The following is a 21,015-nucleotide window of genomic DNA, read 5'->3' as shown; positions in this document are numbered from 1 at the left end:
GGAAACATGAAGAAAAAACAGAAAAATTATAACCTGATTTTGGGCAGTGCTATCGCCCTTTTCATGCTGGTATTTCTCCTTGTGGGGTGCTTTTATACGCCCTATGACCCGGACGCCATGAACGGCGTAGCCAAATTTGCACCGCCCCAGGGAACCCATCTTTTCGGGTGTGACCATTTCGGGCGGGATATTTTCAGCAGGGTGATGAAAGGCACGGGAACCACTTTTCTGGTTGCTATAGCTACAGTGGCTCTTGGAGGCGGCATTGGTATTTTTATCGGTGCTTTTACCGGGTATTTCGGAGGCTGGGCAGACGAGGTGCTGATGCGGTTTAATGACGCGGTGTTTTCCTTTCCCCATATCCTTTTGGCACTGGTGTTTATCAGCATTTTGGGACCGGGCAAGTACAATGTGATACTGGCGCTTTCTGTGGTGTTTATCCCCAGTTTTGCCAGGATTACCAGAGGGGAATTTCTGGCGCAAAGGGAAATGGATTATGTAAAAAGCGCCCGGCTTATGGGGGTATCCCATCTGCGGATTATGTTTGTGCATATTTTTCCCAATACCCTGCCTGCTGTGCTTTCCATGGCAGCCATTGGCTTTAATAATGCGGTGCTGGCAGAAGCGGGCATGAGTTATCTGGGAATCGGTGTGCAGCCGCCGGACGCTTCTCTTGGAAGAATGCTGTCCGAGGCGCAGACATATCTTATGAGCGCTCCCTGGTGCGTGCTGTTTCCGGGACTTGCCATTATTCTGCTGGCATTGGGCTTTTCCCTTTTAAGTGACGGACTTTTAAAGAAAGGCGGGCGATAATATGAATTTACTGGAAGTGCGAAATCTGCATCTGACTTTTTATGACACAGAACCGCCTCTTGAGGTGGTAAGGGATATTTCCTTTTCCATGAAAGAGGGGGAAATTCTGGGGCTTGTAGGGGAATCCGGTTCCGGTAAAACCCAGACCGCTCTTTCAATTCCGGGACTTTTAAAACACCATGAAGAAATTTCGCAGGGGGAGATTTTCTTTGAGGGAAAGAATCTGGCAGAGCTTTCCCAAAAAGAAATGGAAGAAATCAGGGGAAAGGATATCAGCATGATTTTCCAGGAGCCCATGACTTCCCTAAATCCTGTATTGACGGTGGGAAAGCAGGTAGAGGAAAGTCTGCGGCTGCATACCTCTTGTACAAAGGAGGAGAGCAAAGCCCGGGCGCTCCAGATGCTGCAGGAGGTGGAACTTTCTGAGGTGGAAGAGCTGTATGAGAAGTATCCCCATCAGCTTTCCGGTGGTATGCGTCAAAGGGTTATGATTGCTGCGGCTCTGGTAACAGAGCCGAAGCTCTTGATTGCAGACGAGCCTACCACAGCTCTGGACGTAACGGTACAGACTCAGATTTTAAAGCTGCTTGGAAAAATCAATGCAAAACATCGCACAGGAATTTTGTTTATCTCCCATGATTTAAGCGTCGTACGCCGTCTTTGTCACAGGGTGATTGTTATGAATCAGGGAAAAATCGAGGAAATGGGCGCAGTGGAAGAGATTTTTAAAAATCCCCAAAAGGAATATACCAAAAAGCTGCTGGAGGCAGTTCCCACCAGAGGAAAATCTCTGCGAAGAAGAAAAGGCGGTGGCGCACAGTGAAAAATGTGTTGGAAGTAAAGCAGGTCTGTGTTTCCTATAAGGAAGGGAAACACCAGAAAGAAGTGTTAAAGGATATCAGCTTTGAGGTGCGGGAAAATGAAATTCTGGGACTGGTGGGAGAGAGCGGCTGCGGAAAGTCCACACTCTCCAAAGCCATTCTGGGATTTGTAAAAACCGAAAAAGGAGAGATTGTCCATTATACCAAACGTCCGCAGATGATTTTCCAGGACCCTTTTTCCTCTTTAAACCCCTGTAAAAAAGTAGAGTGGATTCTGGAGGAGCCTCTTCGTATGCAGAAAGTTTCCAAAAAGGAACGAAGAGAAAGGGTGCTTGCCATGGGGGAAAAGGTAGGACTTACCAGAGAACAGCTAAAACGCTATCCTGGAGAATTAAGCGGAGGGCAAAGACAGAGAGTGAGCATTGCTGCAGCTCTCATACAGGGGACAAAGTTTCTCATTGCAGATGAACCGGTATCGGCATTGGACGTTACCATACAGAAACAGATTATGGAACTTATGGTGCAGCTTCAGGAAGAACTGGGTTTGTCCATTTTATTTATTTCCCATGATTTAAATGTGATTTATCAGATGTGTGACCGGGTTCTGGTTATGAAAGACGGGAAAATAGAGGAGGAGCAGGAAACAGAAGCGCTTTTTGCAAATCCCCGTTCCCCCTATACAAAACTTTTACTGGAAGGGCTGCCCAAATAGGCAGCCTTTATAAAAGCAGTTCAATCAGATTTTCATAGATATCCTGGCTTTTATCCTTCCAGTTCATACATACAGCAGAGGCGGCTTCTTCTGTGGGGACAGCAATGGTTAAGTCCACCATGGGGAAGTCCCTTTTTTTCAGGCGGCAGCGCACCTGCCAGCCCCCTTCTTCTCCCTTATAATAATCTGCAATGGCAGACAACTCTTCTCGCATCTGTATAATATTTTCCTGAAAGAAAACAGAAATATCGGCTTTGATGCCATCTGAAATCTGATCTCCAAAATAGGAAAGGGTTTGTTCTCCCTGCTCTGTAATCTGGAAGTAAGAGGAATTTCGGATTGTTTTGGCTTCAATGAGATTAGAGTCAATGAGTTCCGAAATGGCCTGCTGCAGGTGGAAATAGTTGGTGTAGCCCTTGTCCAGCACAAATCCGGAAATCTGGGCATTGGTCAGTGGAAAGTCCACCTTTTCCAGCATATACAGAATAATCAGCTTGTAAAGTGTAAGAGGTTCCGACATGTTTTAATCCTCCTTATATTGTTTTCCCTGATAGGAATTTCTGGCTTTGCATTCCTGATGCAGGGTATTTAATACCGTTCGCTTTGCACTGCTCCATAAAGGGGCAAGAAGCAGTTCTTTTGGTCCGTCCCCGGTCAGGCGGTGAATGACCATATCAGGGGATAGATGCTCCAGACAGTCTATGAGCAAATCCAGATACTCTTCCATGGAATATACCTGAAATTTTCCGGCAAGATAATCTTCTGCCAGATCCGTGCCTTTTAACACATGGAGAAGCTGCAGTTTAATTCCCTGAATGTCCATATGGTTTAAATATTCCATAGTAGCCAGAATGTCTTCTTTTGTTTCATAGGGAAGTCCCAAAATGGTGTGTACAATGACTTCCAGATTCCGTTCTCTTAAGTTTTTCACCGCTGTATTGAAACAGGACAGGGGATAGCCCCGGCGAATATATCGGGCAGTTTTCTCATGTATGCTCTGCAGTCCCAGTTCTACCCATACAGGCTTGATGTGGTTTAATTCTTCTAAAAGGTCTAACACTTCTTCACCCAGACAATCCGGGCGGGTTCCGATAGAAACGGCAACCACGTTCGGGTGGGAAATAGCCTCTGTATAGATTTTTCTTAAGTATTCCACAGGGGCATAGGTGTTGGTATAGGCCTGAAAATAGGCGATAAAACGGTCTGCATTTCGCTTTTTACGGATACTTGCTATCTGCTTTTCTATCTGTTCGGTAATACCGTCCTGCCGATTTCCTGCAAAATCTCCGGAGCCCCCTGCGCTGCAGAAAATACAGCCCCGATTTCCAAGGGTTCCGTCCCGGTTGGGGCAGGTCATGCCTCCGTTTAGGGCAACCTTGTATACTTTGCCATGAAAGCGTTCTTTTAACATATAATCAAAAGAATGGTATGGTTTATCATTCCAGTTTTTCATTTGCCAGCCTTTCTTCTTATGTTTTCTACGTCTATCATACCATTGCGGAAAATCTTTTACAAGAGTGAGAAAAATTCAGATTGTTTTTACGGAAATGATATATTAAAATGGATAAAACACGATAGGAGAGAACAACATCATGGAAATAAACAGAGAAGATATGCTGCTGCTGACCAGGCGTATGACGCCAAAGCGCACGTCCATAACCAGAATAGCAGGGTGTTATGTGGACAGGGACGGATTTATAGACGGAACTTTTAACACGGATTTTTTGAAATTATCCCCAAAAGATAAGGAGAAAAATCTGGCGATAGCCAAAGCAATTCCCTTTGCAAAAACCAACGAGGAATTAAAGCGGCGCAAATTTTCGGAAAAGGAGAGAGGGAAAGACGGTTTATGGCAGCTTCTGTGGGCAATCCGGGACTGCGGGCTGAAAAACGATGCGCTTCTGGATATTTTTTATGAAAGAGTGATAGAAGACTGCCACTTTTCACAGGATTATGCCATTTACCTGTTCCATGACCGATATGATATCCCTGCAAAGGGGACGGATCATGCCCGTCTGGGGGAGTCGGAACAGACTTATGAATATTTAATCTGTACCCTTTGTCCCGTATCCGGGGATTATGAACCGGGCAGACCGGCAGGTGGCTTCCTCTTTCCGGCTTTTGAGGGCAACGGAAGTTTGTTGGAATATATGGATATTTACCAGCCATAATTTTTTTGCCTAAATATTCGGAAGAATTAGGATTGTTTACAGGGGAGGAGGTATTGTATAATAGAAAAAGAAATTATGGAATAAAGGACAGGCAAGATGAAGGGGAGAGAAAAAAGACGAAGAAGCAGTAAATTTCAGGCAAAAGTACTTTGGGGAATCCTGGTTCCGGTGGTGGTGTTTTGTTTGATAACAAATGTTATTATCAGTGTGATTCTGGGCTATCAGCTAATGCAGAAAAAGGAAACCATTGAAAAAGAATATTTATCGGTTTTGGATTCACAAATGGAAGATATGAAAGAGGCCTTAGATGTGCTGGCATTGAGGGCAGAGAGCAGCTTTAGTGTAAAATGGGCGTTGAATGGTTCCGGATTTGACACCATAGAAAAGAAAAAATATGCGCTGAGTGCGCAGAAGAGTCTTACAGCCTCTTTGGAGAGCAGCAGTGTAAATGAATATTTGAACCATATGATTCTGTTGAATAAAAACGGAGGACAGATTTCAGTCACTCCTCTTCCAAGGTTCATACCCGCAAAAGATATTTTTGCAAATAAAATATTCGAGAAAAAAGCAGAGGGCAAGGCGCGGATTGGTCTGGCAGAGTCCGTGGTAGACCAGGGGGAAATAAGACTGGTCTATGTATATCCTCTGGATTCGGCAGAAAACAGTTATATTTATATGGAATTAAATACACAGATCTTTGCAGAGCTGCTTCGTCCTTATGAAGGTTCTGCAAACATTGTGATTGCAGACAGAGAAAATGAGAATTGGGAATGGTGTTCTTCTGAGCATTGCCGGGAGGTATATGGAAAGCAGAAGGAAGGAAGTTATCATTTAAACACACTGGTATATGAGCCTTTTGCCATTACGCTGAATGTAATGTCTGGGGAAAGCCTGTATTCCCAGGATATGATGCGTATTATTTCCGTATTTTTAGTGACTCTGGCACTGGCTCTCAGTATTGGTGTCACGGTATCCAGACTGGTTTCCACAAAGATTACGAAGCCTTTGCGCCATTTGAGTCAGCATATCAGCAGTCTGTCAGATAAAAAGAACCTTTGGGTAGATTCTTCTATTGAAGAGGGGGAAGATGAGGTTGCAGATATTGGAAAGGCTTTCAATATGCTGGTACAGCATATGAACCTTCTGATGGAGCAGCAGAAGAAAATGTATGAACAAAAACAGAGATTAGAGATGAATGCCCTTCAGGCACAGATAAATCCCCATTTTTTATATAATACACTGGATTCTATCCGGTGGATGGCTGTCTTCCAGGACGCGGAAAATATTGCAGACACAGTTATGAGCCTTGAAGAACTTTTGCGAAATATGGCAAAGGGTGTGGGGGATAAAATTTCTCTGCGTGAAGAATTATCTCTTGTGGAAGATTATGTCAGGCTTCAGCAGGTTCGCTATATGGAAATTTTTGATTATGTATGTGATGTGCCGGAAAAATATCTGGATTATCAAATTGTGAAAATGTCTATGCAGCCGATTATTGAAAATGCAATTTTACATGGAATTGTACCCAGCGGCACTTATGGAGAGGTAAAGATTTTTGTGCGTGAAACAAAAACAGATTTATATGTTTCTGTGGAAGATAATGGAATTGGTATTGACAAAGAAGAGTTTCAAAAGCTTGTAAGAACAGGCGGAGATAAAAATAAAAATGCATTAAGCGGCATTGGGATTATGAATGTAGATGAACGGCTCCGAATGACCTATGGAGAGGACTATGGGCTTATTTATGAGGGAGAGAAAGGAAAATTTGCAAGAGTAACCATACATATTCCAAAGGACACAGGAGAAGATGATGATGTATAAAGTAATGATTGTAGATGATGAAACCATTATTCTGTCAGGGATTAAGTCTTTGCTGGATTGGGAAAAAAATGACTGCGAGCTTGTTGCAACAGCCAGAAACGGACAAGATGCTCTGGAACAGATACGGAGAATGCCGGTTGATATTGTGCTGGTAGATCTTAACATGCCTGTAATGGACGGGATTACATTGATGAAAACAGTAAATGAGGAGTTCCCGGATATTGTGTTCATTGTTCTGACAAACCTGGAAGAATTTGAACTTGCACGGCAGGCAATGAAATACAGGGCTATCGACTATCTGGTGAAGAGCAGGCTGGAAGCTTCCAGATTGGAAGAAGTCATCAGCCGGGCAAAAAAAGAGAGGGGAACCCGCACGTATCGCACCGTAGCAGACGCGGCAAATCACTTAAAATTTGATGAGCAGAGAAAGGTAGTCAGCAAAGTTATTCAGGAGGCTGTGTTTTTCAGAGGGGGAAAACAGAGGGAAGCCTATATTGAAATCTTAAAAGATTCCGGGGTGCTCTCTGATTACGGATATTTTTATATACCCTTTGAATTTACGGTTTCCGGGGAAGAGGCCGGGGAAAAAGAAGAAAAAAAACAAAAAGATGGATCTTCTGAGAGAAATGGTAGGCAAGGTAGCAGAGAATATTTTTGGAAATTCCTACTTTTTGCTGGACGTTGGAGGAATGCGTTCCATTGTGTTGTTTGTCTGGAATATCTACAGAGGAAAAGAAGGCACCTGGGAGCAGAAAAAGGAAATGTTTGGCCGGAAGCTTTCCAGTGTGGTGAAAAATGTAACACAGACCGAATGCCATATTTTTCCTACAGAAGTCTATAACGGCTATGAAGAGCTGGCTTTATGTGCAGAGGAATGCAGAGCTTTGTTTGAGCAGTATTATCTGGGCATGGAACAGAGCGGAAGCAGGAAAGAGCTGGACTATGAACCTTTGGGTCTGAAAGGAATCGGTTCTGAGCTTTACCATGAAATCGTGCAGAAAAATCTCACAGGGATTCACGCTCTGATGGATAAGGCAGTGGGGAGAATTAAAACCACAGTGCATCAAAAAAGTCAGGCCATTTGGCTTTTGAATGAACTGAATCGGGAAGCATCGTCTGCCCTTGCTAAATTTGGTATTATGGAAACCGGCAACTATGAAAGAGTGAGCAGTATAGGCGTGATAGAACGTATCAGTACCAGAAAACAGGTGCTTGCGTGGCTGGAAATGCTGAGAAATACCCTTGATGACGTCATAGGAAACGGAGATATGCCGGGCAATCCCCTGGCTGAAAAGGCGAGAAAATATGTGACCGAGCATGTGGAAGACTGTATTAATTTACAGGAAACGGCAGAATATGTAGGGGTTTCCGCAGGATATCTGTCTACAATTTTTAAGAGAGAATATAAGCAGAGCTTTGTGGATTTTGTAAACAGAACCAAAATGGAATATGCCTGTCATCTGTTGGAAAGAGAAAAAAATGATGGTCATGGAAATTGCCTACAGACTGGGATACGAAAACGCTTATTACTTTTCAAAGGTATTTCGCAAGTATATCGGAATGCCGCCAACCGACTATCAGAAGCGTGCAGAGGAGAAAAAAATACAAGAAGTGAAAAAAAGTAATCGTCTAAATGAGGAAAGTTAAAAAATTTACAACTGTTTTTTATAATTCTTAATTTTATTTCCGAATACAGACCTGTATAATGAAGGGCAGATGAAAAAAGAAAATTCACATTCATGAATGCAGAACAAAGGGTCTTAGGAGGAAATGAGATGAAGAGGAAATTTTTAAAGACAGTCGCATTCGGACTGGTATCAACAATGGCTGCAACTACTCTTTTGGCAGGCTGCGGAGGAAGCGATTCCAAAGAAGCGTCAGGAGATGGCAAAAAGGACGAAAAAGTAACACTGACTTTTCCGGTATGGGATTCCGCACAGAACCTGTATCTGGAAGACATTATCAAAGGTTTTGAAAAAGAGAACCCGAACATTAAAATTAATATGGTAGATGTAGCGGCAGCAGATTACATGAATAAATTATCTACCATGCTGAACGGGGGAAATGATTGTGATATCGTTTACATAAAAGATGCGGATTCCACCCCTTCTTTTGCAGAAAAAGGACAGCTGGAAGATTTGACATCTTATATTGAAAAGGACGGACTGGATACTTCCAAATATATTTCCTATGATGATTTCAACTTAGATGGAAAGCAGGTAGCGCTTCCGTTTAAATCAGATTATTATGTGCTGTATTACAACAAAGATATTTTTGATGCGGCAAATGTAGAATATCCTTCCAATGATATGACCTGGGACGAATGGGAAGAAATGTGTACAAAGCTGACCAGCGGAGAAGGCAACAACAAAGTTTACGGCGGATATCTTCATACATGGCAGGCATGTGTGGAAAACTGGGCAATCCAGGACGGCAAAAACACGATTCTGGGACCGGATTACAGCTTTATGAAACCATATTATGAAATGGCTCTGAGAATGCAGGACGCAGGAACCATTATGGATTATTCAACCTTAAAGACAGGTAACATTGCATATGCATCTCCATTCCAGCAGGGAACAGTAGCAACACTTCCTATGGGAACATGGTTCTCCACAATGATGATTACAAAGGCAGAAGCAGGAGAAACTGATGTAAACTGGGGAATCGCAACTTTGCCGCACCCGGAAGGCGTTGAGGCAGGAAATACAGTTGGTTCTACAACACCGATGGCAATTAATGCAAACTCCAAACACAAAGAAGAAGCATGGGAATTTGTAAAAATATGCAACAGGTGAAACAGGCGCAGCCGCTCAGATTGAAAGAGGACAGATGCCGGCTTATCAGGACGATACAACACTGGAAACAATCGCCGGAAAAGAAGGTATGCCGGAAGGAGCAGCAGAAGCTTTAAAGACAACAAACATTGTTCTTGACAGACCAATTGATTCCAAATCAGCAGAAATTAATCAGATGCTTTCAGAAGAACATTCTCTGATTATGATTAAAGAAAAACCAATTGATGATGTATTGGGAGAAATGGGAGACCGAGCAAAAGAAATCCAGGGTGAATAAAGAGAGATTTTATGGGCGTCGGGTTGAACCGCCGCCCATTTTATGTTCAGAGTGTTATAGATGTTTTAGAATAACTGTCATTATCCGGTAAGCCGGGAATGAAATAGGAAAGGAGAAAGAATGGAAACAAAATCCAAGAAACAAAAAGGTGTTTCCCGTACAATTCGTCAGAATCTGGTAGGATATTCTTTTATTCTGCCAAACTTTATTGGCTTTTTTATCTTTATTTTTATTCCGGTAATGTTTTCTCTGGCGTTGAGCTTTTCTGATTGGGACGGATTTACAGAGATGAAGTTTGCAGGGCTTGAAAACTTTATCAATATTTTTAAAGACAGAGTCTTTGTCAGCGCAATCTGGCAGACCGCATATTTCTCAATCTTTACTGTTTTGTTTTCTATGATAGCATCTCTTGCTCTTGCTCTTCTGTTAAACCAGAAGATGAAGGGAAGAGGATTTTTCAGAAGTGCGCTGTTTTTCCCTTATGTAGCTTCTGTTGTGGCTGTATCCGTTGTATTTAACGCAATGCTTCAGCCGGAATACGGACCGGTAAACGAATTTTTAAAAGCCATTGGTATATCCAATCCTCCGGGTTGGTTAGCATCTACCACATGGGTAATTCCCGGTTTGATTATTGTAAACGTGTGGAGAAACATGGGATACTTTATGATTATTTATCTGTCAGGTCTGCAAAGCATTGACCCAAGCCTTTATGAGGCGGCAGAATTAGATGGTGTAAAAGGCTGGAGCCGTTTCTGGAAAATTACATGGCCTCTGTTAAGCCCCAGTACCTTCTTTGTTGTTATGATGTTAGTCATTAACTCCTTTAAGGTCTTTGACCTGGTATGGCTGATGACAAACGGTGGTCCCGGAACTTCTTCTACCATGATTTCACAGTATATCTATAACCAGGCGTTTATTTCCTGGGATTATGGAAAATCATCTGCAGCGGCTATGATTCTGTTTGTGATTGTTGCTCTTCTTACTGCGTTCCAGTTTAAGGCAGAGAAGAAAGTTGTAAATTATTAAGGAGGATAGAGATATGGTAAAAAAGAAAAACCCGGTAAAAAGAGCGCTTCTCTATATCCTGCTTATTGCTTTGACCGTGATTACCCTGACACCTTTGATTTGGATGGTATCTTCTTCTTTGAAGCTGGACAGTGATGTGTTTTCTGTTCCTATCAAATGGATTCCTTCTGACCCGCAGTGGAGCAATTATACAAAAGTATGGGAAAAGATTCCTCTTTTAACCTTTACGTTTAATTCTGTAAAACTGACCGTTATTATTACCATTATTCAGGTCATTACTTCCAGTTTTGCAGCTTATGGATTTGCAAAATGTAAATTTAAGGGACGCGATGTTCTCTTTATGCTCTATGTGGCAACCATGGCAATTCCGTGGCAGGTATACATGCTTCCGCAGTATTCTCTGATGAACAGCCTGCATCTGGTAGATACACATATCGGTTATATTCTGATGCAGAGCTTTAATGCTTTTGGTGTATTTTTAATGCGTCAGGCATTTATCTCCATTCCGGACGAACTTCTGGAAGCAGCCAGAATAGACGGTTTGTCAGAATACGGCATTTATGGTAAAATTGTATTACCTCTTAGTAAAGCGTCAGCGACAACACTGATTATCTTTACTTTTGTAACTATCTGGAACGATTATATGGGACCGATGATTTATTTTAATACAGAAACAAACAAGACCATTCAGCTTGGTATTAAGATGTTTATCGGACAGTATTCCACAGAGTATGGTCTGGTTATGGCCGTATCTGTGCTGGCATTGATTCCGGTGCTGCTGATTTTCCTGATTGGACAGAAACAGTTTGTCCAGGGAATTGCAAGCAGCGGTATTAAAGGCTGATAAAGTAAAACAGAAAAGAAAGCCCTGTTGGACAATGAAAGTGTAAGATCTGATTGCTCCGGCAGGGCTTTTGAAGCATCGCAGAGAAAGGAGTGCGTAAAACTATGTTATATCCAAGAATGTCATCAGGAAGAATGGTATTTGATTTAAACGGAATCTGGGATTTCAAACTTCTGGAGAAAACAGGAACGGAAAGAGAACATGCGGGATTGCATCTGACAGGGGGCAGAGCCATGCCGGTACCGTCCTCTTATAATGATATTTATCCGGAAAAAGACTTTGCAGACCATGTGGGGGAAATGGTTTATCAGAGAACGTTTACGGTAACAGAGTCTATGAAAAAGGGGCGGCTGGTACTGCGATTCGGGAGCGTGACACATCAGGCAGAGGTGTACCTGAACGGAAAACGACTGGGAGAACATAAGGGAGGATTTCTGCCCTTTTCTTTTGAAATTGCAGAACAGGCAGTGGTTGGAGAGAATCTTCTGACCGTTTTTGTGAACAACATTGTAGATTATTCCACCTTGCCCTGCGGAAGAATGGTAACAGAAGAATTTCCCGGGCTTGAGCCGAGAACCGTGAATCTTCCCAATTTTGATTTCTATAATTATACGGGGATTATGCGTCCTGTGTGGCTGTATACAACGCCTGTGGTTTATATCAGAGATATTACGGTTTCAGGGAAAAAAGACGGCAGCTTTGCCTGGGACATAGAAGTATCCGGGGAGGAAGAGGAAAATGCAGAGGTGCAGGTACGCGTTCTGGAAATGAACGGGGCGTGTGTGTATGAGGGAAGCGGGAAAAGCGGCAGCGGAAAGATTGAAAACGTGAAGCTCTGGTCAGTAAAAGAACCAAACCTGTACCAGCTGGAAGTACGCTTAAAAACAGGAGAAGCTATAGAAGACGCTTATACAGAAACCTTTGGCTTCCGTGAAATATCCATTGAAAACTGCAGAATTCTGTTAAATGGAGAGCCTGTTTATTTAAAAGGCTTTGGGAAACACGAAGAGGGAGGAACACGGGGCAGAGGAACCGACCTTGCTCTTATGACAAAGGATTTGGGGCTTTTGAAGTGGATCCATGCAAACTCTTTTCGTACCAGCCATTATCCGAACAGTGAGGAGATGATGCAGCTCTGCGATAAAATGGGGATTCTGGTCATTGACGAGGCACCGGCTGTGGGGCTGAATACCGGATTTACAGCAACAGGACTTTTAGGTGGGAATCCAAAAGGGACCTGGCAGACACTGGAAACTGCCCAGCATCACAGAGAGGTTATGGAAGACTTAGTGGCAAGGGACAAGAACCACCCCTGTGTCATTGCCTGGTCTGTGGCAAACGAACCGGCAAGTCAGGAAGAGGGGGCAAAGGAATATTTTGAACCTCTGGTAAGACTTACAAAAGAGAAAGATGTACAGCATCGTCCTGTAACCATTGTAACTTATGAAGGTTCTGCGCCGGATACCTGTAAGGTAGCAGAACTGTGCGACTTTTTAATGCTGAACCGCTATCGGGGCTGGTATGATACAGAAGGAAATTTAAGAGGAGCTGCGGCAAAGTTAAAGGCAGAACTGGAAGGATTTCATAAAAGATGTCCGGATAAGCCGATGATGCTGGGAGAATATGGGGCAGATACCATTGCAGGTCTGCATGACATAAACGCCAGATTGTTTACAGAAGAATATCAGACAGCTTTTATGAAAGCGTACGGAGAGGTCTTTGATTCTCTTCCTTATATTACGGGAGAACATGTGTGGGTGTTTGCTGATTTTGCAACAGCGGAAAACATCAAACGGGTAGACGGCAATAAAAAGGGAATCTTTACAAGAGAGAGAAGACCAAAACAGGCGGCATATTTTTTGAAAGAAAGATGGGAGAACCTATAAATGAGTACAGAAAAGAAATGGATAGAGATAAAAGCCCTGGAAACTTATCCGGAGGCTGAGAAAACAGAGATTGAGCAGGCAATGCAGTTTGCAGTGGAACAGGTAATCAGAAATCTTCCGGAATTTACGGAAGCTTTTCCGGGACCAAACAGCTTTGGAAATTTCTACAAACCAGGAGAAAACGTAGAATGGACAACCGGCTTCTGGACAGGAGAAATCTGGCTTTCCTATGAAAATGCAAAGACGGGAGAGGAGAGAAAAAGACTGAAAAATGCCGGGAAAATTCAGGTGGAATCTTTCCTGAATCGCATTCAACAGAGAATTGACGTAGACCACCATGATATGGGATTTCTTTACAGCCTGTCCTGTGTGGCAGCATATAAACTGACAGGAATGGAAATGGCAAAACAGGCGGCTTTGGCGGCAGCGGACAATTTAATCAGCCGCTATCAGCCAAAAGGGGAGTTTCTTCAGGCATGGGGAGAAATGGGAGCCCCGGATAATTACCGTTTTTATTATTGACTGCCTGCTGAACTTACCGCTGTTGTACTGGGCGTATGAAGAAACAAAAATTGACGGGTACAGAGAAATTGCAGAAAAGCATATCCATACAGCCCTTGCAAATGTGATTCGCGAGGATAATTCTACCTGGCACACCTTTTTCATGAATCCGGAAACAGGAGAACCGGACCATGGGGCAACCTGTCAGGGGTATCGCGACGGTTCTGCCTGGGCGAGGGGACAGGCCTGGGGCGTATATGGAACAGCCGTGGGATATCGTTACACAAAGCGGGAGGAATATATTGCATATTTCAGAAGGGTGACCGGATATTTTCTGGAACATCTGCCAGAGGATTTGTGTCCGTACTGGGATTTGGAATTTGGTACAGGAGATGAGGAACCGCGAGATTCTTCTTCCGCAGTGATTGCAGCCTGCGGTATGCTGGAAATGAGTAAATATATGAATGCGGAAGAGGGGGCATATTACAAATCCATTGCACTGAAAATTTTGAAACAGATGGTAGACAAATACGGGGTGAAAAGTCCAAAAGAAAGCAATGGTCAGCTTCTGTGCGGAACGTATTCTAAGAAAAGTCCGTATAACACCTGTACAGAGGCAGGTGTGAATGAATGCGTGATCTGGGGCGATTATTTTTATATGGAGGCTCTCTACAGAGTGCTGAAGCCGGAGTGGGAAAGCTACTGGTAAAAGAAAGAGTATGCTGTATGGATTGACAAATCCTTTCTTTCCATGGTATGGTGGTCTGGAGAAACTACAGAAAACAGACAAAGCGGGAATGAAAGTATATGAAAAATCAGAAGAATATAAAAAACAGGCTGTTTTGTATAGAAAAGAGAAGTTTATGGATTTGGTCGGGAATACTGATTTTATTTCTGGCAGGCTGCCGGTTTCCGGGGGGAAAGGCAGAACCTTTGGAAAACGGGAAGCTGAAGGTGGGCATGTATCTGCAGTTGCCTTCTCTGTGTTACCTGTCAGAGGAAACCAGCAAGCCGGAGGGATTTGAGGCAGAACTGGCAGGAAAGCTGGCAGAAAAAATGGGACTGGAACTGGAGATTGTGGACACTTCAGAGGAAAATCTCTTAAAATCTCTGGATGCAGATCTGTATGACTGCGTGATTTCTGGTGTAGGACTTTCCCAGTGGAATGAAACACACTATTCTCATACCATGCCTTATGCAGATATCTCCTCTGTACAGGAAAAGACAGGACGGGATACAAAATATACAGAACTGTCCATTTTTACCAAAAAGGGAAATCCCATGGCAGGGGAATTGGAAAAGAATCTGCAGGAACTTTGGAAGGACGGGACTTTAAAGGCGCTTTCACAGAAATATTTTGAAAAGGATATTACATTAAAGCTGCAGGAAAAGAAGTGAAAAATAGTTGTAAAAAAGGAGGAAAAGCATGGAAATATGCCCTATGCTTCTCCTCTTTTTTTGTACAAAATTACGACGGATTTTTCAAAAAAACAACTTGATTTTTTGAAAAAGGAATGGTAGCATAAACATATAGTTTAATGACTGAACTAAATCGGGAAATAAGAAAATCAGGGAGGAAAATACTATGAATTTATCAAATATGCCGGAATTAAAATTAGGAATCGTGGCAGTAAGCCGTGACTGCTTCCCCATGTCTTTGTCTGAAAACAGAAGAAAAGCAGTGGTAGAAGCTTATAAGAAAAATTTTAACGGAGAAATTTACGAATGTCCGGTTATTGTGGAAAGCGAAACGGATATGATGAAAGCTTCCAGGGATTTAAGAGAAGCTGGTTGTAATGCGCAGGTGGTTTATCTTGGAAACTTCGGACCGGAAACAGAGGAAACCATGCTGGTGAAAGCATTCCACGGTCCTTCTATGGTAGTTGCAGCAGCCGAAGAGGGAAATCTGGTACAGGGCAGAGGCGATGCCTACTGCGGTATGTTAAATGCAAGTTACAACTTGAAGCTGCGTAATTTAAAGGCGTATATTCCGGAATATCCGGTTGGAACAGCTGAAGAAGTTGCTGAAATGATTCATGAGTTTGCACCTATTGCAAGAGCTCTGGTGGCAGTGAGAAATCTGAAAATCATCAGCTTTGGTCCACGCCCTGCAAACTTCCTGGCATGTAACGCACCCATTAAAAGACTGTATGATTTAGGTGTGGAAATTGAAGAAAATTCAGAATTAGATTTATTTGAAGCCTTTCATAAGCATGCAGATGACCCGCGTATTCCAGATGTGGTAAAAGAAATGGAAACAGAGTTGGGCGAAGGAAACATGAAACCGGAAATTCTGCCAAAACTGGCGCAGTATGAAATTACTCTTTTAGATTGGGTAGAAGCACATAAAGGCTGCAGAAAATATGTGACACTGACAACAAAGTGCTGGCCTGCATTCCAGACACAGTTTGGATTTGTACCATGTTATGTAAATAGCCGTCTTACTGACAGAGGTATTCCGGTTTCCTGTGAAGTGGATATCTGGGGAACTTTAAGCGAGTATATCGGTACGGTTATCAGTCAGGATACAGTAACTTTGCTGGATATTAATAACACGGTTCCGGCTTATATTTACAATGATGAAATCAAAGGAAAATACAATTATACACAGAGAGAAACCTTTATGGGCTTCCATTGCGGAAATACAGCAGCAAGCAAGCTGACTGCCTGCTCCATGAAATATCAGATGATTATGGCAAGAACTCTGCCGGAAGAAGTAACACAGGGAACATTAGAGGGAGATATTATCCCTGGAGATATTACCTTCTACCGTTTGCAGAGTACCGCAGACTGCAAGCTTCGCGCTTATATTGCACAGGGTGAGGTATTGCCGGTAGCTACACAGAGCTTTGGCGGTATCGGAATCTTTGCAATTCCGGAAATGGGACGTTTCTACCGCCATGTGCTGGTAGAGAAAAATTACCCGCATCACGGGGCTGTGGCTTTCGGACATTTTGGAAAAACACTGTATGAGGTATTCAAATACCTGGGCGTGGAAGTGGAAGAAATCAATTACAATCAGCCAAAGGGAACTTTGTATCCAACAGAAAATCCATTTGCATAAGAGGAGAAAGAGATGTTATACATTGGTGTAGATTTGGGAACTTCTGCGGTAAAATTACTGTTAATGGACGCAGAGGGCAGGATTCAGAAGATTGTTTCCAGAGAATATCCCCTGTCTTTTCCGCACCCGGGCTGGTCTGAGCAGAATCCGGAGGACTGGTGGAGAGAGAGCCTTGAAGGTATCAAAGAGCTGACTGCGGAGTGTGACAAGAGCCAGGTGGCAGGTATCAGCTTTGGCGGTCAGATGCACGGCCTGGTGATTCTGGACGAACAGGACAAGGTCATTCGTCCAGCAATTCTCTGGAACGACGGAAGAACAGGTAAAGAAACGGAGTACCTGAACCAGGTAATCGGCAGGGAAAAGCTGTCAGAGTATACGGCGAATATTGCCTTTGCAGGTTTTACTGCCCCGAAAATCCTCTGGGTAAGGGAGCATGAACCGGAAAACTTTAAACGAATCAGAAAAATCATGCTGCCAAAGGATTATCTTGCATATAAACTGTCAGGAGTACACTGCAGTGATATGTCTGATGCTTCAGGTATGCTGCTTTTAGATGTGAAAAACCGCTGTTGGTCAAAAGAAATGCTGGATATCTGCGGCATTTCAGAAGAACAGATGCCAAAGCTTTTTGAAAGCTATGAAACCGTGGGAACCTTAAGGCCGGAGCTGGCAGAGGAACTGGGGCTTCCTGCTTCCTGCAAAATCGCAGCAGGCGCAGGGGACAATGCTGCAGCTGCTGTGGGAACCGGAACTGTGGGAGATGGGCGATGTAACATTTCTCTGGGAACCAGCGGAACTATTTTTATTTCCAGCAGAGCGTTTGGCGTGGATCCGCATAATGCCCTTCATGCTTTTGCACATGCAGACGGAAATTATCATCTCATGGGCTGCATGTTAAGCGCAGCGTCCTGTAATAAATGGTGGCTGGATGAGATTATCGGTACAGGGGACTATGCAAAGGAGCAGGAAAAGATTACAAAACTGGGAGAAAACCATGTGTTTTTCCTTCCCTACCTTATGGGAGAGCGTTCTCCTCACAACAATCCGGACGCCAGAGGTACCTTTATCGGACTTACCATGGATACCACCAGAGCAGATATGACCCAGGCTGTTTTAGAAGGCGTTGCATTTGCCATTCGGGATTCTTTTGAAGTAGCAAAAGCGCTGGGCATTCAAATTGAGCGGACAAAAATCTGCGGCGGCGGTGCAAAAAGCCCGCTGTGGAAAAAGATGATTGCCAATATTTTAAATATTAAGGTGGACGTCATTGAAGCAGAGGAAGGACCTGCTCTTGGCGGCGCCATGCTGGCAGCTGTGGCAAATGGGGAATATGCTTCTGTGGAGGAAGCAGCGGAACGAATTGTAAGGGTTGTTGACACCATAGAGCCGGAACCGGAACTGGCAGCAAAATATGAGGAGAAATATGGAAAATTTGCAAAGATTTATCCGGCGGTAAAAGAATTGTTTACAGAAATTATTTAAGGAAAAGAAAATATATCTTTGACAGAAAAACTTACTAAATTTCTGATTATCTTTTCATAAGTTGGTAAATGCCGATATATCCCGTATTTTAGAGCTTTATCGGTATTTTCTTTTTGGAAGATACCTTGCATAAGCTGGCATTTACCAGCATGAAAATGCAACCAAAAGTAGTAAATGAGTAGTAAATATAAGCTCCGATATTAACAAGCCAGTCTTTCCAGCTCTGCTTTTGCAGATTGAAATGTACCGTGTGCGTAATAGCCAAGTGTCATGGTTATGTTAGCGTGTCCCATGAGATATTGCAGGGTGTTTGGGTTCATTCCTCTGTTTGCCATATTCGTACAATAAGTATGTCGGAATGAATGTGGTGTGATGTTCGGTAACTTGTCTGTGTGATACTTGTTATACTTCTTAATCAGTCCTCGCACCATGCCCTCATAGTTTCCTGCAACTTTAGGTAAGCCCTCACGGTTCAAGAATAGGAAATTGCTGTAACCACCTACAATCAGCGGTTGTGCTTTTCCTCTGTTCTTTAGTATTCTTTGGATTGCTTGATAAGCACGTTCTGTCAATGGAAGTTCCCGTTTTCCATTTTTGGTCTTTGGCGTTTCAATATAGTAGCCCATTTCGCTATCTTTCAATAACTGGTGGTCTATATTGAGTATTTTATTCTGCATATCAATATGCGTCGTCAATCCGCAAAATTCAGAAATACGAAGTCCCGTTTCCAGCAGAAGCACAACCTCATCATAATACTTGCTGTAAATCTTGTCCTTTTCCATAAAGGCAAGCAGGCGTTCTTCCTGCTCTGGTGTAAGGATAACTTTCTGCTCCGTATCATCTTCCAGAACATCACTTAGCTTAAATTCAAACGGGTTCTTTCTGATACAGTCGTCTTGTATCGCCATGTAAAATGACGCTTTCAAGGAACGCTTGTAGTTATCAATCGTTTTATAGGCATATCCTTTTTCGCTCATTCTGATAGCCCATTCTTTAGCGTCCGACTGCTTAACAGTATCAATCGCCCTCATACCCAACGGGTCATTTTTCAGAGCGTTCATAAGATACTGTCGTCCTTTTTCAGTAGCCCTCTTGATGTTCTTTCTTTGGCTGTTCTTCTTGTCATAAAGCTGGCAGACTGTCATTTTACCACCGACTGTGTCGATACCGTCGTTAAGGTCTTTTTTTATCTGTGCTTCTTTTTCCCTCAACGATATATCATCACGCTTTCCAGCAGGTGTCTTGTCTGTCGGTACAAGTTTCCAAGAATAGATAAATTGTGGCTTTCCGTATATATCGGTATATTTATAAACGTATCTTCCGTCTTTTCGCTGGCTCTCTCCATTACGCAAATTGCGATTTTTACTGTCTTTTCGTTTCACATTAGACATAGTGTAAAGCTCCTTTCCGTCATGGAATGAGCCGTGATACGCTATATCTTATTATACCATATCTACGGCTCAATGACATTAGATTTCGTCCAATGTATCTATGATTTTTTCAAATTGTTTTCGCTTAATCTGAATACGGTTGCCGTTCACGATAACCCAGCCAGCGTCAAGATTTTCTTCGGCTAATTTACGCAATTTCTTTTCGCCAATGCGGAAGTATTTGGACGCTTCTTCAACCGTCAGCGTATATTTTTCCCAAATAGGCACATCAGTATTGTTCATAATCTATGCACCCCCTTTACTGTGTGTCGTTTTTTACAAGCAGGCAGACGGCTTTGGAAAGCTCCATTAGTATCTCAACTATTCCCATTCTTGTGGGCAGAACCGCACCATGCGGACGTATCATTATTCTGTGAGGATAGGTCGTGGCAAAACAACTTTTCCAACAGTCGCTCTCGGATCACTGCGTGGGTCGCTCGCTTTCTTTTGAAAAGGTCGTGGCGTACAGTCCCCGTGGCTCGCCATCTCACAAACGTATCTGTCTGCTTTATTCAGTTGTCAAAGAGCTGTGGCGAAAGCGTGTTGCTTTCATATAAAAGCAGGTGGCAGAGCAGGAAAGAGGGGGGGATATTAAATCATGCTCCGCTAAAAACTGCTTATTCTTCTGGTTCTAAGTCCATATCTTCAATATCAAAACCTAAAATCATTTTGATAAGTGCTTCTCTGATACGTCCTTTTAATTCCATGTCTACAACAATATAAACATTGCCATATTCGTCATAAAGTGAACGTAAACAGCACTTTGATATGTACGGGTCATAAAATGCCAGCAATTTCTCAATCGCTTTTTCGTTTCCGTCCATAGCTGATGAAATCAAGTAATAGGACGGCTTTTTAAATAACTGTTTCATTTTCTAATGTTCCTCCTTGAGTATTTTTTTCATAATTTCCAAAGCGTGATGTCGATTTCTAAATACACCGCTTTGCGTGATTTTCTGCAAGTTGGCAATTTCACTTTCTGTCATTTCCAAAAAGTAATACATCAACAGAGTATTGCGTTTTCTTTCTGGAAGTTTCTTCAATGCTTCTGCCAATTCATCATCAAGGACACGAATATCAATGCCACATACTGAAAAGATTGTATAATCTGTTTCGTAGTCGTCCCAAACAGTCATTTTATCAACAATGACATCTGGCAATTCGCTGAAAGATATTTCTTTATTTTTACGACGGTTTAATTCCTTGTAATAATCTTTCACGACACTACGAACAACTTTCTTTAAACAACTTTCAAAACGACATTGAACTGTTTTCTGGAAGTCAGACGGTTTCATCAATCTCACCTCCTTTCCTTTATGATTTGAAAAGTGTTTATCCCTCTTTCCGCACCATATAAGGACAGCTAGGT

At 42.8% G+C, this 21,015-nt stretch carries 21 protein-coding genes and 1 pseudogene; 16 read left to right on the top strand and 6 right to left on the bottom strand.

Features of this window, described 5'->3' with window-relative positions; translation table 11 throughout:
* The first annotated feature begins 6 nt into the window (after positions 1–6).
* From DQQ01_RS13070 to DQQ01_RS13060, 3 genes are read left to right on the top strand one after another with little or no spacing between them, the layout of a single operon-like run.
* A complete protein-coding gene (locus DQQ01_RS13070) occupies positions 7–813 on the top strand; it encodes an ABC transporter permease (protein WP_111920380.1) in 807 nt (268 codons plus the stop codon).
* Between the two features lies 1 nt (position 814).
* Positions 815–1,636: an ABC transporter ATP-binding protein gene (locus tag DQQ01_RS13065; RefSeq protein WP_111920379.1), complete on the top strand. Its 822-nt coding sequence runs from the start codon at positions 815–817 to the stop codon at positions 1,634–1,636.
* On the top strand, positions 1,633–2,346 hold the full coding sequence (locus DQQ01_RS13060; RefSeq protein WP_111920378.1) for an ABC transporter ATP-binding protein: 714 nt from the start codon (positions 1,633–1,635) through the stop codon (positions 2,344–2,346). Before DQQ01_RS13065 ends, DQQ01_RS13060 begins: the two co-directional genes overlap by 4 nt.
* Before the next feature lie 7 nt (positions 2,347–2,353).
* Here the strand turns inward: DQQ01_RS13060 and DQQ01_RS13055 are convergent, their stop codons facing one another.
* Complete coding sequence (locus DQQ01_RS13055; RefSeq protein WP_111920377.1) at positions 2,354–2,866, bottom strand: DUF4364 family protein; 513 nt, start codon at positions 2,864–2,866, stop codon at positions 2,354–2,356.
* Positions 2,867–2,869: 3 nt separating this feature from the next.
* On the bottom strand, positions 2,870–3,799 hold the full coding sequence (locus DQQ01_RS13050) for a tRNA modification radical SAM protein MnmL/YtqA (RefSeq protein ID WP_111920376.1): 930 nt from the start codon (positions 3,797–3,799) through the stop codon (positions 2,870–2,872).
* Positions 3,800–3,938: 139 nt separating this feature from the next.
* Here DQQ01_RS13050 and DQQ01_RS13045 point away from each other — a divergent pair, with 139 nt between their 5' ends.
* The 13 genes and pseudogenes from DQQ01_RS13045 (at position 3,939) to xylB (ending at position 18,216) form a co-directional block, all read left to right on the top strand.
* Positions 3,939–4,517 carry a DUF4317 family protein gene (locus DQQ01_RS13045; protein ID WP_111920375.1) on the top strand — a complete coding sequence of 193 codons (579 nt, stop codon included), beginning with the start codon at positions 3,939–3,941 and terminating at the stop codon, positions 4,515–4,517.
* Between the two features lie 96 nt (positions 4,518–4,613).
* Entirely contained in the window at positions 4,614–6,338 is a 1,725-nt protein-coding gene (locus DQQ01_RS13040; protein ID WP_111920374.1) for a sensor histidine kinase, read from the top strand.
* Entirely contained in the window at positions 6,328–7,179 is an 852-nt protein-coding gene (locus DQQ01_RS13035) for a response regulator (RefSeq protein ID WP_162624321.1), read from the top strand. Before DQQ01_RS13040 ends, DQQ01_RS13035 begins: the two co-directional genes overlap by 11 nt.
* A gap of 608 nt (positions 7,180–7,787) precedes the next feature.
* Entirely contained in the window at positions 7,788–7,985 is a 198-nt protein-coding gene (locus tag DQQ01_RS18455) for a helix-turn-helix domain-containing protein (protein WP_111920372.1), read from the top strand.
* 128 nt (positions 7,986–8,113) lie between these two features.
* A complete protein-coding gene (locus tag DQQ01_RS13025) occupies positions 8,114–9,136 on the top strand; it encodes an ABC transporter substrate-binding protein (RefSeq protein ID WP_242980388.1) in 1,023 nt (340 codons plus the stop codon).
* A gap of 34 nt (positions 9,137–9,170) precedes the next feature.
* On the top strand, positions 9,171–9,413 hold the full coding sequence (locus DQQ01_RS16695) for a hypothetical protein (protein ID WP_242980387.1): 243 nt from the start codon (positions 9,171–9,173) through the stop codon (positions 9,411–9,413).
* 120 nt (positions 9,414–9,533) lie between these two features.
* Positions 9,534–10,439, top strand: coding sequence for a carbohydrate ABC transporter permease (locus DQQ01_RS13020; protein WP_111920371.1), 906 nt, complete (start codon positions 9,534–9,536; stop codon positions 10,437–10,439).
* 13 nt (positions 10,440–10,452) lie between these two features.
* Positions 10,453–11,283 (top strand): carbohydrate ABC transporter permease, encoded by an 831-nt coding sequence (locus tag DQQ01_RS13015; protein WP_111920370.1) that lies wholly within the window; start codon positions 10,453–10,455, stop codon positions 11,281–11,283.
* A 104-nt stretch (positions 11,284–11,387) separates the two neighbouring features.
* Positions 11,388–13,169 carry a beta-glucuronidase gene (uidA, locus tag DQQ01_RS13010; protein WP_111920369.1) on the top strand — a complete coding sequence of 594 codons (1,782 nt, stop codon included), beginning with the start codon at positions 11,388–11,390 and terminating at the stop codon, positions 13,167–13,169.
* A pseudogene (locus DQQ01_RS18230) lies at positions 13,170–14,379 on the top strand (glycoside hydrolase family 88 protein). It begins immediately after the preceding gene.
* 98 nt (positions 14,380–14,477) lie between these two features.
* A complete protein-coding gene (locus DQQ01_RS13000; RefSeq protein WP_111920368.1) occupies positions 14,478–15,068 on the top strand; it encodes a transporter substrate-binding domain-containing protein in 591 nt (196 codons plus the stop codon).
* Between the two features lie 187 nt (positions 15,069–15,255).
* Positions 15,256–16,734 carry an L-fucose/L-arabinose isomerase family protein gene (locus DQQ01_RS12995; protein WP_111920367.1) on the top strand — a complete coding sequence of 493 codons (1,479 nt, stop codon included), beginning with the start codon at positions 15,256–15,258 and terminating at the stop codon, positions 16,732–16,734.
* Positions 16,735–16,746: 12 nt separating this feature from the next.
* Positions 16,747–18,216, top strand: a complete 1,470-nt coding sequence (gene xylB, locus DQQ01_RS12990; RefSeq protein WP_111920366.1) for a xylulokinase — start codon at positions 16,747–16,749, stop codon at positions 18,214–18,216.
* Positions 18,217–18,416: 200 nt separating this feature from the next.
* On the opposite strand, the gene DQQ01_RS12985 is transcribed toward xylB, so the two are convergent.
* The 4 genes from DQQ01_RS12985 to DQQ01_RS12965 all read right to left on the bottom strand — a co-directional run bounded on the left by DQQ01_RS12985 (position 18,417) and on the right by DQQ01_RS12965 (position 20,941).
* Positions 18,417–19,607 carry a site-specific integrase gene (locus DQQ01_RS12985; RefSeq protein ID WP_111920365.1) on the bottom strand — a complete coding sequence of 397 codons (1,191 nt, stop codon included), beginning with the start codon at positions 19,605–19,607 and terminating at the stop codon, positions 18,417–18,419.
* A gap of 78 nt (positions 19,608–19,685) precedes the next feature.
* The gene (locus tag DQQ01_RS12980; RefSeq protein ID WP_002322728.1) at positions 19,686–19,889 is read right to left on the bottom strand and encodes an excisionase; all 204 of its coding nucleotides are present in this window, start codon (positions 19,887–19,889) and stop codon (positions 19,686–19,688) included.
* A gap of 374 nt (positions 19,890–20,263) precedes the next feature.
* Positions 20,264–20,518, bottom strand: a complete 255-nt coding sequence (locus DQQ01_RS12970) for a helix-turn-helix domain-containing protein (protein WP_002322727.1) — start codon at positions 20,516–20,518, stop codon at positions 20,264–20,266.
* 3 nt (positions 20,519–20,521) lie between these two features.
* Positions 20,522–20,941, bottom strand: coding sequence for an RNA polymerase sigma factor (locus DQQ01_RS12965; protein WP_002322726.1), 420 nt, complete (start codon positions 20,939–20,941; stop codon positions 20,522–20,524).
* Positions 20,942–21,015: the final 74 nt, after the last annotated feature.

Origin of the sequence: Blautia argi (assembly GCF_003287895.1) — a bacterium.
Classification (GTDB): Bacteria; Bacillota; Clostridia; order Lachnospirales; family Lachnospiraceae; genus Blautia; species Blautia argi.
The sequence above is the reverse complement of the archived record's forward strand: the minus strand, read 5'-3'. Positions and strand labels throughout refer to the sequence as shown.